Origin of the sequence: Pseudomonas sp. HMSC063H08 (assembly GCF_001813645.1) — a bacterium.
Lineage (GTDB): Bacteria > Pseudomonadota > Gammaproteobacteria > Pseudomonadales > Pseudomonadaceae > Pseudomonas > Pseudomonas aeruginosa.
Map to the genome: position 1 here is coordinate 710 of NZ_KV813620.1, position 14263 is coordinate 14972.

The window sequence follows — 14263 nt, forward strand, 5'->3', positions numbered from 1 at the left end:
GTCGTAGGTTCGAATCCTACACGACCCACCATATTCAAGACGAAAAAGCCCACCTGCAAAGGTGGGCTTTTTCGTTTCTGTGCCATTACTTTCCGAATGCTGGCCTGTGGGAAGGAGGATGGTCCGCTCTTCCAGCCCAGTTTCTCCCGACGCCTGGCCTTCCAGCATGGCATTCCATCGAGCGTCTGGAGGCGGCGGGCCCTGAGGCCCGGCCGCTCCATCGAACAGGAAGCCTCCCGGTACGGGTACCGGGAGGATCGATTCACAGGTTGTAGTGGCGACCTATCATGGGAACGGTCGCCGCAGCCCCGTATACCGAGTTCCAGGACTGCCAGCCAAAATTGATGCCGATCAGTCCGCCATGGATCTGGTTGGGGATTTGTGGCTCCAGCCTGCCGCTGGCCGAAGAACCCATGACATTCCCCTGATTCCAGGCGACCAGGCCGCCCAGCAGGCCCGAGCCTCCGACCTTGCCGGAAGCGGAAGCGCCCCTGATGGTGCCGGTGCTGAAGCCTGCCAGCCCGCCGATATAGCTGTCGTATCCCGCCCTCGCATCGCCGCTGGCCGATGCCCCCAGGACGAGAGCCCGCCAGCCTTCCAGGGAGCCGACCAGCCCGCCGACACTGGCGCCGCCGCCCCCGGTGACCGCGCCAGTGGCGTTGGCGGAGCGGATCGAGGTATTTTCGCCGCGGCCGAGCAGTCCTCCCAGGTTGTGGCCGGTCATGTCGATCACCGTCCCATGGCTGCTGGCGAGCATCAGCGAGCCTCGCAGATCGCTGCCGAGCAACCCGCCGATGGCCCTGGAACCGTTGGCGCTGACGTTGCCCGAAGCCGAGACGTTCGTCAGCGAGGCGGCATCGTTGTAGCCGACGAGTCCGCCGACGCTACTGCCCTTGCCCCCGGTGACATTGCCGGATGCCGCCAGGATGCTGTGGTTGCCGCCCCGGTTGTGGCCGATCAGCCCTCCCACGTCACTGTTAGCCCCTGCGTTTACCCACCCGGAGGCCTTCAGGTTGGAATGATTGCCGCCGAGGTTGGACCCTATCAGGCCACCCAGGGTTTTACCGCTACCGTCGGTGACTTCGCCACTGGCGGAACCGTTGATGATGGAGCCGTACAGGTTTTCGCCGAGCAGACCGCCAACCGCTTCTGCTCCGCGGGTAGCGACGTTGCCCTTGGCGGAGGCATTGACCAGCGAGGCATTGGCGTTGAGACCGATCAGGCCGCCGGCCTGGAGCAGCGACCCACCGCTCAGGTTGCCGCTAGCACTGACGTCGGCCAGGTTGCCTGCCTGGTTGTGGCCGATCAGGCCTCCCAGGTAGCGACCGGCTTGCAGGACGACGTCGCCATGGGCGCTGGCGTTGGTGATGGCCGCGTTCAGGTTCCGGCCGATCAGCCCGCCCAGTGCTTCCGCGTCTGTGCCCCGGACCTTGCCGCTGGCCGTGGCGTGGGCGATACCACTGTTTACGTTGAGGCCGATGAGCCCTCCGTACAGGCCGTGCTGTCCGTTGCCTGAGACGTCGACGGAGGCGGATACGTCCGCCAGTCCGCCGGCGGAGCTGTATCCGACCAGTCCTCCCAGGTTCATCCCGTGACCGCTCAGCGACAGCGTTCCCTGGCTGCCGCTGCTGCGGATGAGGCCGCCGCGGTTCCTGCCTACCAGGCCCCCCGCGCCGTAGTGGCTGGCATGGTCCTTCAACTGGCCGGAGATGGCAAAATCGGCCCGGCTGTTGGAGATGCTGGCCACGCCCCTGGCTGTGCTGATGTTTTCGGCTGCGAGTCCGCCCAGAGCATAGGTGTGGCGGTTGCCGACCAGCGTGCCGCTGGCGCTGGCGTTGTCGATACTACCCAGGTTCAGTGCGACCAGCCCGCCGAGGCTGTTCAGCTTCGAGGCCGCGGCGATACGGATGTCGCTGGCGTTCACATTGTCGATGCGACCGAGGTTGACGGCGGCCAGGCTACCGACCTGGACGTTGTAGTGGGTGGCCCGTGCTCCATCGGCGGAAATGCGTTCCAGGTTCAGGTTGCGGAGGGTGCCCCGGTTGACGCTGAACAGGCCGGAGTAGGCACCGGTGCCGTAGACGGCAAGATTATCGATGGTGTTGCCCAGGCCGTCGAAGGTACCGCCGAAGGCGCTGGCGTTGCCTATCGACAGGAAGCTGGAATTGCCGCCTGCGATTCGATTGCCGAGGACATAGCTGCCGCCCAGGTCCCTATCGATGCCGCGCAACTGCTGCAGGTCCTGGATCACGCTGTAGTCCCGCCCATTGGCGCGGAATCCTGCGTTCTTGCCGGACAGGGTGATCCGGGCGCCTTCGGCGAGGGCATAACCCTTGTCCGAATTGAATTCGACCCGGGCTCCCTGGCCAGTGAGAGAGAGGCTGTCGTCGATACGGAGAGGGCGCTGCCCGGCATTGAGAGTAAGGCTGGCGTTTTCCCCCTGGGCCGTCAGCGCGCCATTGATCCTGAGGTCCCCGCGCTCGACGGTTAGCGTCAGGCCGTTGCCGCTGTCCCAGGACAGCGGCGCGCCGACATGCGCGTTGCCCCGGGTGGCGACCACTTCGACGTTGCTTGTGGAAAGGTTGCGGGCCAGGGTATCGGCATGCAGCGTCGGGCCTTTTCCCGCGCTGCTTGGATTCGCCAGGCCGGAACCGACATTCTCGCTGCTCCGGGCCTGAACGGTACGTGACCTGACGTTGGTGGCGGTATTGCCGAAGACCTTGTTACCGCCGGTCTGGACCTGGACGACATGCACATTGCCGGCGTCGGCGGCGATATCGGGTAGCGTCTGGACCTGGACGATGCTGGAGCCATTGGCGCCTGGGCTCAGGTTGGGGAGAGTCTGGGTCTGGACGACATCGATTCCGTTGACGCCGGGGCCGATGTTGGCACCGCTCTGGCTCTGCACGATTGTGACGCCATTGACGCCCGAGCCGATGCTGGGGCCGCTCTGGCTCTGCACGACGCTGATGCCACTCGCGCCTGAACCGATATTTGCGCCATTCTGGCTTTGCACAACGCTGATGCCACTTGCGCCCGAACCGATATTGGCACCGTTCTGGCTCTGCACGACAGTCACGCCATTGACGCCCGAGCCGATATTGGGGCTGTTCTGGCTCTGCACGACGCTGATGCCATTGGCGCCCGAGCCGATATTGGGGCTGTTCTGGCTTTGCACGACGCTGATGCCATTGGCGCCCGAGCCGATATTGGGGCTGTTCTGGCTTTGCACGACGCTGATGCCACTTGCGCCCGAGCCGATGTTGGCGCCGCTCTGGCTCTGCTCTGCGGAGGTACCGTTGGCGCCGGCGGCGAGGTCGACGGCCGGCTGCTGCTGAACGATGGTCACGCCGTTGCTATCGGACGCATTGGCCCCGGCTGGGCCCTGCGCTACATGGACCTGGCCGGAACCATCACCGGCAGCGTTTGCCTGGCCGACAGCGGCTACGCTGACCTCGTGCGAGAGAATCCTCCAGGTGCCGGTTGCGCCCTGGTCGGCATGGGTGTCCACCTGCGCGGTTCGCTGTATCTCGACGTTCGCGCCCTGGTTCAGCACCAGGCCGCCATTGCCTCCGCCGATGGCGCTGGCGTCCTGCTTGCCGGCCACCCGCACGGTACCCTGTTCGCCGCCGTCGAGGACGATGCGTCCTTCCGCGCTGCGTAGCGTCCTGGCCTCGAGAGTGCCCTGGTTGTTGACGACGGTCTTGAGCAGGCTGTCGGCGCTGCGGGCGCTCATCAGCACCTGGCCGCCATCGGCGCGGATGAGGCCGCCGTTGTGTGCAAGAGCGTCGACCGAGCCCTTGTCCACCTGCAGGTTGAGCAGGCCGTCGCCGTCGAAATTGAGGTTGATGCCCTGGCCTGCGCCCAGGGCCACGTCGCCGAGTTGCGCCTGGATCACGCCGTCGTTGCTGACCCGGGCGCCCAGCAGGGCGATGCTGCCGCCTTCGCTGGCTTGCAGGCTGCCGGCATTGCTTACGGTTGCGCCGGAGTCGCCGGAGAACTGGTAGTTGCCGGCGAGGAAGTCCCTGTCGGCCAGGTCCAGGGTGGAAGCCACCAGGCCGCCTACGTTTACCTGGGCGGACTTGCCGAAGACCACGCCGTTGGGATTGACCAGGAAGACCTTGCCGTTGGCATCTATCCGCCCCTGGATATCGCTGCCGTTGCGGCCGATCACCCGGTTCAGGGCGACGGCGTCCTGGCCCGGCTGGTGGAAGCTGACCCGCTCATCGGCACGGACGCTGAACTCGTTCCAATTGGTGATCAGCTTGTGGCTCTGCTGGTTGACGACCATATGCCGGCCATCGGTGGATGTCTGGAATCCGGCATCGCCTGAAACGACCGTGGCGCCGCTGGGCAGGGCGAAGGCAGGGGCCTGGCAGAACAGGCCGAGCAGTGACGCTCCGGCGACTACGAGCGCCTTGCCGCGTCCGCTCTTGCTGCGCCGACGGGTACCTTCGCTTGCGACGTTCCAACAGCCTGTGGCCTGGTTCCAGACCAGCGTATAGCTCTTGTTCATGGCTTTTCCTTTCAGTGGGGCCCGCCGGCATGGCGGGCGGGAGCTTGCTCAGAAGTAGCGGGTCGCTTGCAGCCACAGCCGGGGAGTGCGCTCGGGCTCGATGTTGTTTTCCTGGCTCAGGGGCCAGGCGGCGGTCAGGCTGACCTGGTGATCCGTTCCGTACCAGGTTGCGCCGCTGCCGACGGCGGCCATGCGGTTGCGATTGCCTTCCTTGGTGTTGGGGTGCTTGAGGAATTTCACCGCGCCCTGGTCGATGAACGAACTCAGCTGCCAGCCCGGAGCCAGGCTGTAGCGCAGCTCCGCACTGGCTTGCCAGCCTTCGTCGCCGTAGCCCTTGTAGCTGCCCAGGGGGAACGCCCGAACGCCGTAGGGGCCGCCCATGTCGAACTGTTCCGCGCTGTCGAGGTTGCCGCCGCTCCACTGGGCGTTGAGTTGGGCGAACAACTGCAGGCGGTCGCCCAGGTGCTGCAGGCGTACGGCGTTGAGCATGATCTTGTCGAAGCTGCCGGCGGTACCGATGGTGTAGCGGTCCAGCAGCCGCTCTTCGGCGGAGTCGATGGCGAGCTGGCCGTGGGCATAGGCCAGCGAGAAGCCGCTCTGTCCACCGCCGAACAAGCGGTCCTGGGCGTTTCCGCTGATGCTGGCGGTCCACAGGCGGATCTCCTTGCGACTATGCCTCCCGGTACGCTCCTGGTCATCGCGAAGTCGCTTGTTTTCATATTGCAACTGGGTGGACAGGCTTAAGCTGCGGCTACGCAGCAGGGGCTGGCTGACGAACAGACTGTCGGTAATGGCCCGGCCATGGGCGTCCAGGCGCGAGAAGTCGCGTACCAGTCGATAGGTCGTCTCGGCGTGGGCCAGTCCGATGCGCGTGCCTCGGGAACCAAGGGGCAGTTGATAGGCTGCACGGTAGTAGCGTTGGTGCCGATCGCTGCCCAGCAGGCTCAGTCTCGCCTGGTCGCCCAGTCGCAGCGGGCTGTTGAAGTCGAGGGTGGTTCCCAGGCGATATTCCCCCATGTAGCGGCCGCCATAGTTGTCTGCCTCCAGCCTTCCGCCGACCAGCGGGCCGGGGCGGGCCTCGACGCGCAAGTCCGTGGTTCCCTGCGCCTGGCCCGGCAGCAGGGTGCCTTTGGCCTGGAGGCCGGGAATGTCGCTCAGGAGCAGAAGCGCACGCTCCAGCTCCGAGCCCTGGACCGCGGTATCTCGTTCGAGTGCGCTCAAGGGGCGGAGTAGAACGCGGTCCAGCGTTCGGGACGTGTTGTGCAGTTCGATCCTGCCGTAGCGTCCCTCGAGCACTTCGATGCGTACCGTTCCATCCTGGATTTCCTGTGCCGGGAGGAAGGCGTGCGCCAGCACATATCCCTTTTCCTGATAGAAATCGCCGATGCGGGCGGCGGCGGCGTGCAATTGGCTCAGATTGAGTTCCTGGCCCGGCAGGTCGTGCAGGAGCGCCAGCAGGCGTCGATCGTCGAACTGCCTGTTGCCGCTGAGTTGGAAGCGCTTGACCAGCACCGTCGGGCCGCCCTCTTCGGCAGCCCGTGATACGCCGTCCTCGGGGCTGGGGCGCTCGGCGTCCAGTTCCACCGGCGCGGGCAGGTTCAGGCGTCGGCTTTCCACGTCACGCAGCGCCTGCCCCGCATCCGGGGCGGCACTGGCAAGGCCGGACGACAGCATGGCCATTCCCATGAGGCCCGTACGGAGCAACGGTCCGGCCCTGAGGGATGGAACGATCGAAGTGGAACTGCCGGAAGGCTTTGGGGAGGGCGGCGGGAAAGAAAGGCTAGCCTGGTTACGCGGAAAAGCTGGATGCATGGTCAATCGGCCCGGAGCGCGGTTCTTGCAGGGAAAAGAAGCCGATATCCGCAGGCATGTGCAGAACGATCGGTTTCAAGGCGGAGAATCGAGTGGGCGATAGCCTGGGGCGAGGCTGAAACGGCGACAATCGTAGTTTTCTGGCGTTGGCCGGTAGAACTTCTTGGTTTTCGTAGGGGACTGGGAGGACTGCTGTAGGAAAAAACTCCGGTGATAACGGGCTCGGCTGCGGAAGCGGCGGAAACAGTGGGGCGGAAGTAGCGGCTGAGCGCGATTCCGTATCGCGACCGTGGCGGTCATGATCAAAGGGCCTGTCCGACTATCGCCCGCCGTTCGATCTGGCGGCTGGAGCATGGGCAGGACGCAGCGCTAGAATTCCGTCTCGGTTTACGGTCCCTCTCAGGCTGAGCATCAACGGCGTGTGTCTTTCGGTTCTTTTTCGCGGCGTTCACCCATGACCGGCACCAAGCCCACAACGCCCGTAGCCCGCTATTTCCACCAAGAGGCGCAACGGCGCGGCTATGTGCTGGACGCAGCCCAGGGCAATGCCATTCTTCATCTCGATCGATTGGCGGAGCGCTTGCGTCGAGGTCCGTCGCTATTCCGGCAAGCGCCGCGCAGCCTCTACCTGTGGGGGCCGGTCGGGCGCGGCAAGAGCTGGCTGATGGATGGCTTCTTTCGCAGCGCCGATTTGCAGGGCCTGCGCCGGACGCATTTCCATGCGTTCTTTCGCCAGCTTCATGACGGCATGTTCCGCCGCCAGGGGCGGCCCGATGCCCTGGGCGGTGCGCTCGACGAACTGCTGGGAGATTGCCGGCTGCTTTGCTTCGACGAATTCCATGTCCACGACATCGGCGACGCGATGCTGATAACACGCCTGTTCAGGGAGCTGTTCCGCAGGAAGATCACCCTGGTCTGCACCTCCAACTACGCGCCGCGGCAACTGCTGCCCAATCCGCTCTACCACGAACGCTTCCTGCCGGCGATCCGGTTGATCGAGACGCGCATGGAAGTGCTGGAAGTAGCCGGCGCCCGGGACTACCGGACGGTTTCGCCGCGGCAGGAGATCGCTTCCGGTTATGCCAGCGGCGGGTATTGCTGGCCAGCCTCATGCGCTTGCCTGGATGAGCTGGGCTTGTCCGCGCCCGAGCCCTCGCAACGCGTGACCCTGCAAAGCGGCGCGAGGACGTTGCAGGCGCGCGCGGTGTGCGGCGACCTGGTGTGGTTCGCCTTCGCCGACCTTTGCGAGGCGCCAACCGCGGTGATGGACTACCTTGCCCTCGGCGAACGCTTCTCTACCTGGGTGCTGGAGGGCGTACCGCCGATGGCGCGCTGTTCGGTCGCCGCCCAGCAGCGCTTCATCAATCTCGTCGACGTCCTTTACGACAATGACCGGCGTTTTTTCCTGAGTGCCGAAAAGGCGCTGCCGGACCTGGTCGAGGGCAGCGACCTGCCTGCGGACATGCAGCGTACCGCCAGTCGGCTGGCGCAGTTGCGCCAGCTTCGCTGTTGAAGGAACGCCCCGCGCCGACGGCAAACGGGGCGTAATGGCTCAGTGCAGCTTGAGGCGTGGCTCGGTGCTGCGCAGGCGGCCGCTGAGCATCAGCATCGCGGTGCGCAGCGGACCGTACAACGCCATCTGGTGCATGCGGTATAGCGATACGTAGAACATCCGCGCCAGCCAGCCTTCGAGCATGACGCTACCCATCAGATTGCCCATCAGGTTGCCGACCGCGCTGAAGCGCGACAGCGAGATCAGCGAACCGTAGTCGCGGTAGTGATATTCGCCCAGCGGCTTGCCTTCGAGACGGGCACGCAGCGATTTCACCAGCAGCGAGGCCTGCTGGTGCGCGGCCTGGGCGCGTGGCGGCACGTTGCGCGGTTGCTCTCCCGGTTGCGCCGGCTGGGGACAGGCGGCGCAGTCGCCGAAGGCGAAGATGTCGTCGTCGCGGGTGGTCTGCAGGGTCGGGCGGACCACCAGTTGGTTGATACGGTTGCTTTCCAGGCCGTCGAGTTCCTTGAGGAAGGCCGGAGCCCGGATGCCCGCCGCCCAGACCTTGAGCGTCGCCGGGACGAACTCGCCGTCGCCGGTCCAGAGGCCGTCCGCATCTACCTTGCTCACCGCGGAGCCGGTCATCACCCGTACGCCGAGCTTGCTCAGGGTCTGGTGTACCGGCTGACTGATACGCTCGGGCAGCGCCGGCAGCACCCGTGGGCCGGCTTCGACCAGGCTGATGTGCAGGTCTTCCGGGCGGATCCGGTCGAGCCCGTAGGCGGCCAGCATCTGCGCGGCGTGGTGCAGTTCCGCAGCCAGTTCGACGCCGGTGGCGCCGGCGCCGATGATGGCGATACTCACTGCGTTGTTGTTCGCGTCGTGCCCGGTATGCGCACGCAGGTACTGGCCGAGCAGCTGGCGATGGAAGCGTTCGGCCTGGGCGCGGGTATCGAGGAAAATGCAGTGTTCCGCAGCGCCCTCGGTGCCGAAGTCGTTGGTGGTGCTGCCGACGGCGATCACCAGGGTGTCGTAGGCGATGTCGCGCTCGGGAACCAGCTCAACGCCATTCTCGTCCACCAGTGCGGCCAGGCGGACCCGCTTGCCGGCGCGATCCAGGCCCTGCATGCGGCCGAGCTGGAATTCGAAGTGGTTCCATTTCGCCTGGGCGACGTAGTTCAGCTCGTCCTCGGAGGAATTGAGCGAGCCGGCGGCGACTTCGTGCAGCAGGGGTTTCCAGATGTGGGTGAGGTTGGCGTCGACCAGGGTGACCTGGGCCTTGCCGCGTTTACCCAGGGTGCGGCCGAGACGGGTGGCGAGCTCCAGCCCGCCGGCGCCGCCGCCGACGATCACGATGCGATGGGACATGTGGATATCTCATAGTGGGAATTCCGTGAGGCGGTCGTCGGGAGCGTGGCTCGACCGGACGACTCAGGCCAGGTAGCTGAGGAGGCGGCTGAGCAGGCCCAGGCCGATGACCACGGCGAGCAGGACGAACATCAGGAACCACGGGCGGAACGGCGCACGCTCGACCTGGTGCAGCGGCGAGGCGAGGTACTGCTCGACCTTCTGCTGGTCTTCGGGGCTCAGTCGGCTGGACATGGCAGGCCTCCGTTTTCGATGTCGGTCATTCTAGACAGACAGGGGGCTCGATCACCAGCGGATCGTCGAGGCGGATCACTCCGCTGCCGATCACCCGCGCGGTGATGCCGCCCTGTTCGCGCACGCTCTTCAGCGTGCGGTGGTCGATGTGCTTTTCCAGGCGTCCGCAGGGTTGGTACCAGCCAGTGGTTTCCAGCAGCGCGCCGCCGAGGCGGAAGCGACGGTCCTTCAGGCTGAGCAGGTTGATGCCGGCGACGGCGATGTTGCGGCGCATCTCGTTGGGCAACAGCGGCCTGCCCAGCAGGGTACCGAGGGCCTCGATGTGTTCCCACTGCACCAGGGTGACCTGGCGCGGCGGGTGCGGGTGATCGCCCGTCAGTCCCAGGCCGCGCCGTGCCTCCACCGCCTCCAGTTCCTGGATCGGCGCGCGACTGCCGGAGCGCACGCCGATCCACTTCACCCGCCCTTCGCTCACAGGCCTACCCCGGCGTCGAACAGGATGCTGCGGCCGAGGTTGGCGCGCAGGAACTCGGGGGCGCCGGAGTGAGCGAAGAGCACCCGGGCAAAGGTCGGACCGACCATCGACAGCGAGCGCCAGCCTTGGCGCAGGTATTCGGTGGGCGGCGGGAAGGGCGTATTGAAATCGGGCACCGCGCGCTTCAGATTGACGAAGGCCAGCAGGTCCAGTTCGCCGTGGTCGATGCCGCGCTCGCTATAGTTGTGCGCCTTCTTGCGCAGGGTTGGCGCCAGCCGTGCCTGCAGCTCGGCGGCGGCGATCCGTTGTGGCCGCTCTTCGCGGCGGATCAGTTGGCGCAGGCTGACGGCCTGGCGGCGACGGGTCAGTTCCTCGCGCCACTCCTCGTTCAGCCGGCGACCTTCATCGAGGACGAAGAACACCTCGAAGCCGGCACCCTTGAACAGGACGTCCGGCGGCTGCTCCCCGGGGGCGGCGAAATCCTCCTGGCGATAGGGCACGTTGAGGGCTTCGAGGAAGCGCTGGCAGACCCAGCGCTCGCGGTCCCATTTACGTGCGTTGGAGAGGAAGTCGTTGGCTTGTTCGGCCTGACGGGTGAGCAGGCGCAGATAATCCGCTTCGTTCATGGGCTCAGCTTAGTCTGCCGGCGGGCCCGCTTTCCAGCCCGCAGGCGCTCCGGCTGCGACAATCCGTCCCGGAGCGCGCCAGCGGCGAGGCTCGGTGTACACTGCCGTTCCCCTTGGGCCGGAGCCGTTCCGATGCAACTTCGCAGCGTCATCGCCGCCGATCACCCGGCACTCTTCGCGCTGTGGTCGCGAACGCCAGGTATCCGCCTCCGTGCGGAGGACGCCTATCCCTTCTTCCTCGCCTACCTTCAACGCAACCCCGGGCTGAGCCTGCTGGTCGAAACCGAAGGGGAGGTGATCGCCTGCCTGATGGCCGGGCATGACGGTCGCCGTGGTTACCTCCAGCACCTGGTGGTCGATCCCGGTTATCGAGGGCTGGGGCTGGCGCGGCGGATGCTCGACGAAGTGCTGGCGCGTCTGGCGGGGGAGGGGATCGGCAAATCCCATGTCTTCGTCCTGGATGCCGCCGAGGAGGCACAGGCATTCTGGCGAGCCCAGTCGGACTGGGAGCGGCGCAAGGACATCCAGGTATTTTCCACTCGGGAGGGACACGCGTGAAACGATTGCATTGGGTTCTGCTGGGCATGCTGCTGCCCGGCCTGGCGCTGGCCGTGGAGAAGGGCTCCACCCTGGAGCCCTGGACGTTGCAGGACCAGTTCGAAAAGGCGCACTCGCTGGACGACTCCACCCGGGTCCTGCTGGTGGCGCGGGACATGGACGGCTCGAAGCTGGTCAAGGCGGCGCTGGCGGAGCGCCCAAAGGGCTACCTGGAGGCGCGCCACGCGCTGTTCCTGGCGGACATCAGCCGCATGCCGGCGCTGATTTCCCGGCTTTTCGCGGTGCCGGCCATGCGTGACTACAGTTATCCGGTGCTGCTCGATCGCGACGCGGCCATCGCTTCTCGCTATGCCTCGGACGAGGGCAAGGTCCTCTGGGTCAGGCTGGAGCAGCGCCGCGTGTTGGAAACCCGCCAGTTGGATTCGCCGGTGGCCCTGCGCATCGCCCTGGAACAACTGCAGCCGTGATCGCGGCCGAGTTGCTGTCGGCGGAAAGCCTGGAACTGGGCTGGGCCATCTATGCACCGCTGCTGCTGCTCGCCGCCTGGCGCGCGCCCTGGGTCGAGCTGGTCAGCGATACCCGCCGCCAGCACCTGGTGTTCGGCACCATGCTCGGGCTGTTCCTGCTCTGGCTGGTGCGCCGGGACTTCGAATCGGGGCTGTCCTTCCATTTCATCGGCATGACCGCCGTCACCTTGCTGCTCGACTGGCCGCTGGCGATCGTGGTGGGGCTGGTGGCGCAACTGGGCTTGTGCCTGCTCGGCCGCCAGGATTGGCTGGCGATCGGCGTCAACGGCGTGCTGCTGGTGGCGATCCCCGCACTGATCGCGGAGCTGGCGGCGTTGTTCGTGGAAAAGCGCCAGCCGCGCAATCTGTTCGTCTACATCTTCTGCTGCGGTTTCTTCCCGGCGGCCCTCACCGCGGTGGTGGTCCTGCTGCTCGGCCTTGGCGTGGTCTGGATCGACGGCCTTTTCCCGATGCCGCCCTGGCTGGAGGACTTCGCCGGTTACCTGTGGCTGATCATGTTCCCCGAGGCCTTCATCAACGGCACGGTGATCACCGGCCTGGTGGTCTACTACCCGGAGTGGCTGGAAACCTTCAATCGCACGCGCTACCTGCAGGCGCCCTGGAAGGACGAAGAGCGCAAGCCCTGATGACCAGTCATTCGCCAGGTTCATGGCGGGCGGCGGCTGACTTGCGTCAGTGTTTCGGACGAAGCCGGCCGCGATCCTGCCGTTTTCCCAGGTGAGGAGCGGAACATGGGTGTCCATGAATGGGCCCGAGAGGGCCTGCGAGAGTTGCTGTCGAAGAGCGACGAGGCGGACCGGGCAATGCGCCTGCGCGCGTTGCTCAGCGCAATCGTCGAACTGAACCGGGCGGAGCGCGATGCTGGCGACCTGGCCAGCGAACTGCAATTTCTTGCGGAGAATCTCGACGACCAGCGCGACTACGCTTTCATGCGTCCCTGAAGGAACGGGCCAGCCGGATTGGCTGGCCCGTTGCGTTCAATGCTCGCGAGGCGGCAGGTCGGCGGAGAAGATATCGTCTTCCAGGGTGTCGCCGGGGATCGCATGTTCCTCGGCGGCCCAGGCGCCGAGATCGATCAGCTTGCAGCGGTCGGAGCAGAAGGGACGGTACTTGTTGTCGCTTTTCCATTCGACGGGCGCGCCGCAGGTCGGGCACTCCACGGTCAGGGGCTGGCTCATGCTCGGCCTCCTCGCAAGGTCAGGTAGAAGGCGTGCAGTCGTTCGACTTCACGCTGCAGGTGGGACAGGTCGCCGTCGTTGACCAGCACGTCGTCGGCGTGCTTCAAGCGCTCGTCGCGCCGGGCCTGGGCCTGGAGGATCGAGCGCACCTGCTCCTCGGAGACCTTGTCGCGAAGCATGGTGCGCTGTAGTTGCAGATGTTCCGGGGTATCCACCACCAGCACGCGCTGGGTCATCTGGCGCTGGCCGGACTCCACCAGTAGCGGCGAGACCAGGATAGCGTAGGGTGATTCGGCCCTGGCCAGGTACTGGACGATCTCCGCGCCGATCAGCGGGTGCAGCAATTGCTCCAGCCAGCGCCGTTCCTCCGGCGCCTGGAAGATCCGCTCGCGCAAGGCGGCGCGGTCGAGCTGGCCATCGGGCAGGAGGATGCCGTCGCCGAAGCGTTCGACGATCTTCGCCAGGGCCGGACGCCCCGGCTCCACCACCCAGCGGGCGGCATGGTCGGCGTCCACCAGGTGGACGCCGAGGGAAATGAAATGCTCGGCGGCTGCGCTCTTGCCGCTGCCGATACCGCCCGTGAGGCCTAGTATCCAGGGTTGGGTCATTTGAATCCGGCGAATTGCAGATAGGTCCGGGTTATTTGATCACCCCAGAGCAAAGCAATCCACCCGGCAATCGCCAGATAGGGACCGAAGGGGATCGGCGTGCCGCTTTCGGCGTTGCGCAGGCGCAGCATGATCACCCCGAGGATCGCCCCGACCAGCGACGACAGCAGGATGGTCAGCGGCAGGATATGCCAGCCGCCCCAGGCACCGAGCATGGCCAGCAGCTTGAAGTCGCCGTAGCCCATGCCCTCCTTGCCGGTCACCAGCTTGAACAGCCAGAACACCGACCACAGGCTCAGGTAGCCGAACACCGCGCCGAACAGCGCATCGTCGAGGCTGGCGAAGAGGCCGAAATGGTTGGCGATCAGGCCCAGCCAGAGCAGCGGCAGCACCAGCACGTCCGGCAGCAGTTGGTGATCGGCATCGATCAGGCTCATCGCCAGCAGACCCCAGGTCAGCAGGAGCATCGCGCCCGCCTGCCAGGTGAAGCCGAAATGCCAGGCGACGTAGCCGGAAAGCAGCGCGGTGGCCAGTTCCACCAGGGGGTAGCGTTTGCCGATGGCGGCCTTGCAGGACGAGCACTTGCCGCCCAGCGCCAGGTAGCTGACCAGCGGGATGTTTTCCCAGGGGCGGATCTCGTGGCCGCAGCGCGGGCACGCCGAATTCGGCAGCACCAGGTTGTAGGTCGCCTGCTTGGGTTCCGGCTCCAGCCCGAGCGCTTCGCGGGCTTCGGCCTTCCAGTTGCGCTCCATCATCTTCGGCAGGCGATGCACGACGACGTTGAGGAAGCTGCCGACCAGCAGGCCGAGGAGGATGGCGCACAAGACAAAGGCCAGCGGATGGCTGGCCAGGTAGTCGAGGAGGGGCAT

General features: G+C 65.9%; 14 protein-coding genes. 5 read left to right on the plus strand and 9 right to left on the minus strand.

Annotated elements, in window-relative coordinates; genetic code table 11:
• Positions 1-262: 262 nt before the first annotated feature.
• Complete coding sequence (tpsA4, locus tag HMPREF2924_RS30560; RefSeq protein WP_034014727.1) at positions 263-4516, minus strand: two-partner secretion system exoprotein TpsA4; 4254 nt, start codon at positions 4514-4516, stop codon at positions 263-265.
• A 48-nt stretch (positions 4517-4564) separates the two neighbouring features.
• Positions 4565-6202 (minus strand): ShlB/FhaC/HecB family hemolysin secretion/activation protein, encoded by a 1638-nt coding sequence (locus HMPREF2924_RS30565; RefSeq protein ID WP_003134903.1) that lies wholly within the window; start codon positions 6200-6202, stop codon positions 4565-4567.
• A 547-nt stretch (positions 6203-6749) separates the two neighbouring features.
• On the opposite strand from HMPREF2924_RS30565, the gene zapE reads away from it, so the two are divergent.
• Positions 6750-7841, plus strand: a complete 1092-nt coding sequence (gene zapE / locus HMPREF2924_RS30570) for a cell division protein ZapE (RefSeq protein WP_003134902.1) — start codon at positions 6750-6752, stop codon at positions 7839-7841.
• Between the two features lie 39 nt (positions 7842-7880).
• Here the strand turns inward: zapE and HMPREF2924_RS30575 are convergent, their stop codons facing one another.
• The 4 genes from HMPREF2924_RS30575 to HMPREF2924_RS30590 all read right to left on the minus strand — a co-directional run bounded on the left by HMPREF2924_RS30575 (position 7881) and on the right by HMPREF2924_RS30590 (position 10523).
• Positions 7881-9188: an NAD(P)/FAD-dependent oxidoreductase gene (locus tag HMPREF2924_RS30575; RefSeq protein ID WP_003112837.1), complete on the minus strand. Its 1308-nt coding sequence runs from the start codon at positions 9186-9188 to the stop codon at positions 7881-7883.
• Positions 9189-9251: 63 nt separating this feature from the next.
• Complete coding sequence (locus HMPREF2924_RS30580) at positions 9252-9422, minus strand: DUF3094 family protein (protein WP_003094672.1); 171 nt, start codon at positions 9420-9422, stop codon at positions 9252-9254.
• A 25-nt stretch (positions 9423-9447) separates the two neighbouring features.
• Positions 9448-9897, minus strand: coding sequence for an MOSC domain-containing protein (locus tag HMPREF2924_RS30585; protein WP_003094670.1), 450 nt, complete (start codon positions 9895-9897; stop codon positions 9448-9450).
• Positions 9894-10523, minus strand: a complete 630-nt coding sequence (locus HMPREF2924_RS30590) for a DUF1780 domain-containing protein (RefSeq protein ID WP_003094668.1) — start codon at positions 10521-10523, stop codon at positions 9894-9896. Before HMPREF2924_RS30590 ends, HMPREF2924_RS30585 begins: the two co-directional genes overlap by 4 nt.
• A 132-nt stretch (positions 10524-10655) precedes the next feature.
• Between HMPREF2924_RS30590 and HMPREF2924_RS30595 the strand changes: the two genes are divergently transcribed.
• The 4 genes from HMPREF2924_RS30595 to HMPREF2924_RS30610 all read left to right on the plus strand — a co-directional run bounded on the left by HMPREF2924_RS30595 (position 10656) and on the right by HMPREF2924_RS30610 (position 12549).
• Entirely contained in the window at positions 10656-11081 is a 426-nt protein-coding gene (locus HMPREF2924_RS30595; protein WP_003094666.1) for a GNAT family N-acetyltransferase, read from the plus strand.
• A complete protein-coding gene (locus HMPREF2924_RS30600) occupies positions 11078-11548 on the plus strand; it encodes a hypothetical protein (RefSeq protein ID WP_003094664.1) in 471 nt (156 codons plus the stop codon). Before HMPREF2924_RS30595 ends, HMPREF2924_RS30600 begins: the two co-directional genes overlap by 4 nt.
• Entirely contained in the window at positions 11545-12234 is a 690-nt protein-coding gene (locus tag HMPREF2924_RS30605) for an energy-coupling factor ABC transporter permease (RefSeq protein ID WP_003094662.1), read from the plus strand. The genes HMPREF2924_RS30600 and HMPREF2924_RS30605 overlap by 4 nt, the downstream gene beginning before the upstream one ends.
• Before the next feature lie 105 nt (positions 12235-12339).
• Entirely contained in the window at positions 12340-12549 is a 210-nt protein-coding gene (locus HMPREF2924_RS30610) for a hypothetical protein (protein WP_003094660.1), read from the plus strand.
• Positions 12550-12585: 36 nt separating this feature from the next.
• Here the strand turns inward: HMPREF2924_RS30610 and yacG are convergent, their stop codons facing one another.
• From yacG to pilD, 3 genes are read right to left on the minus strand one after another with little or no spacing between them, the layout of a single operon-like run.
• On the minus strand, positions 12586-12786 hold the full coding sequence (gene yacG / locus HMPREF2924_RS30615; RefSeq protein WP_003094656.1) for a DNA gyrase inhibitor YacG: 201 nt from the start codon (positions 12784-12786) through the stop codon (positions 12586-12588).
• The gene (gene coaE, locus HMPREF2924_RS30620; protein WP_003094654.1) at positions 12783-13394 is read right to left on the minus strand and encodes a dephospho-CoA kinase; all 612 of its coding nucleotides are present in this window, start codon (positions 13392-13394) and stop codon (positions 12783-12785) included. Before coaE ends, yacG begins: the two co-directional genes overlap by 4 nt.
• The gene (pilD, locus tag HMPREF2924_RS30625) at positions 13391-14263 is read right to left on the minus strand and encodes a type IV prepilin peptidase/methyltransferase PilD (RefSeq protein WP_003134888.1); all 873 of its coding nucleotides are present in this window, start codon (positions 14261-14263) and stop codon (positions 13391-13393) included. Before pilD ends, coaE begins: the two co-directional genes overlap by 4 nt.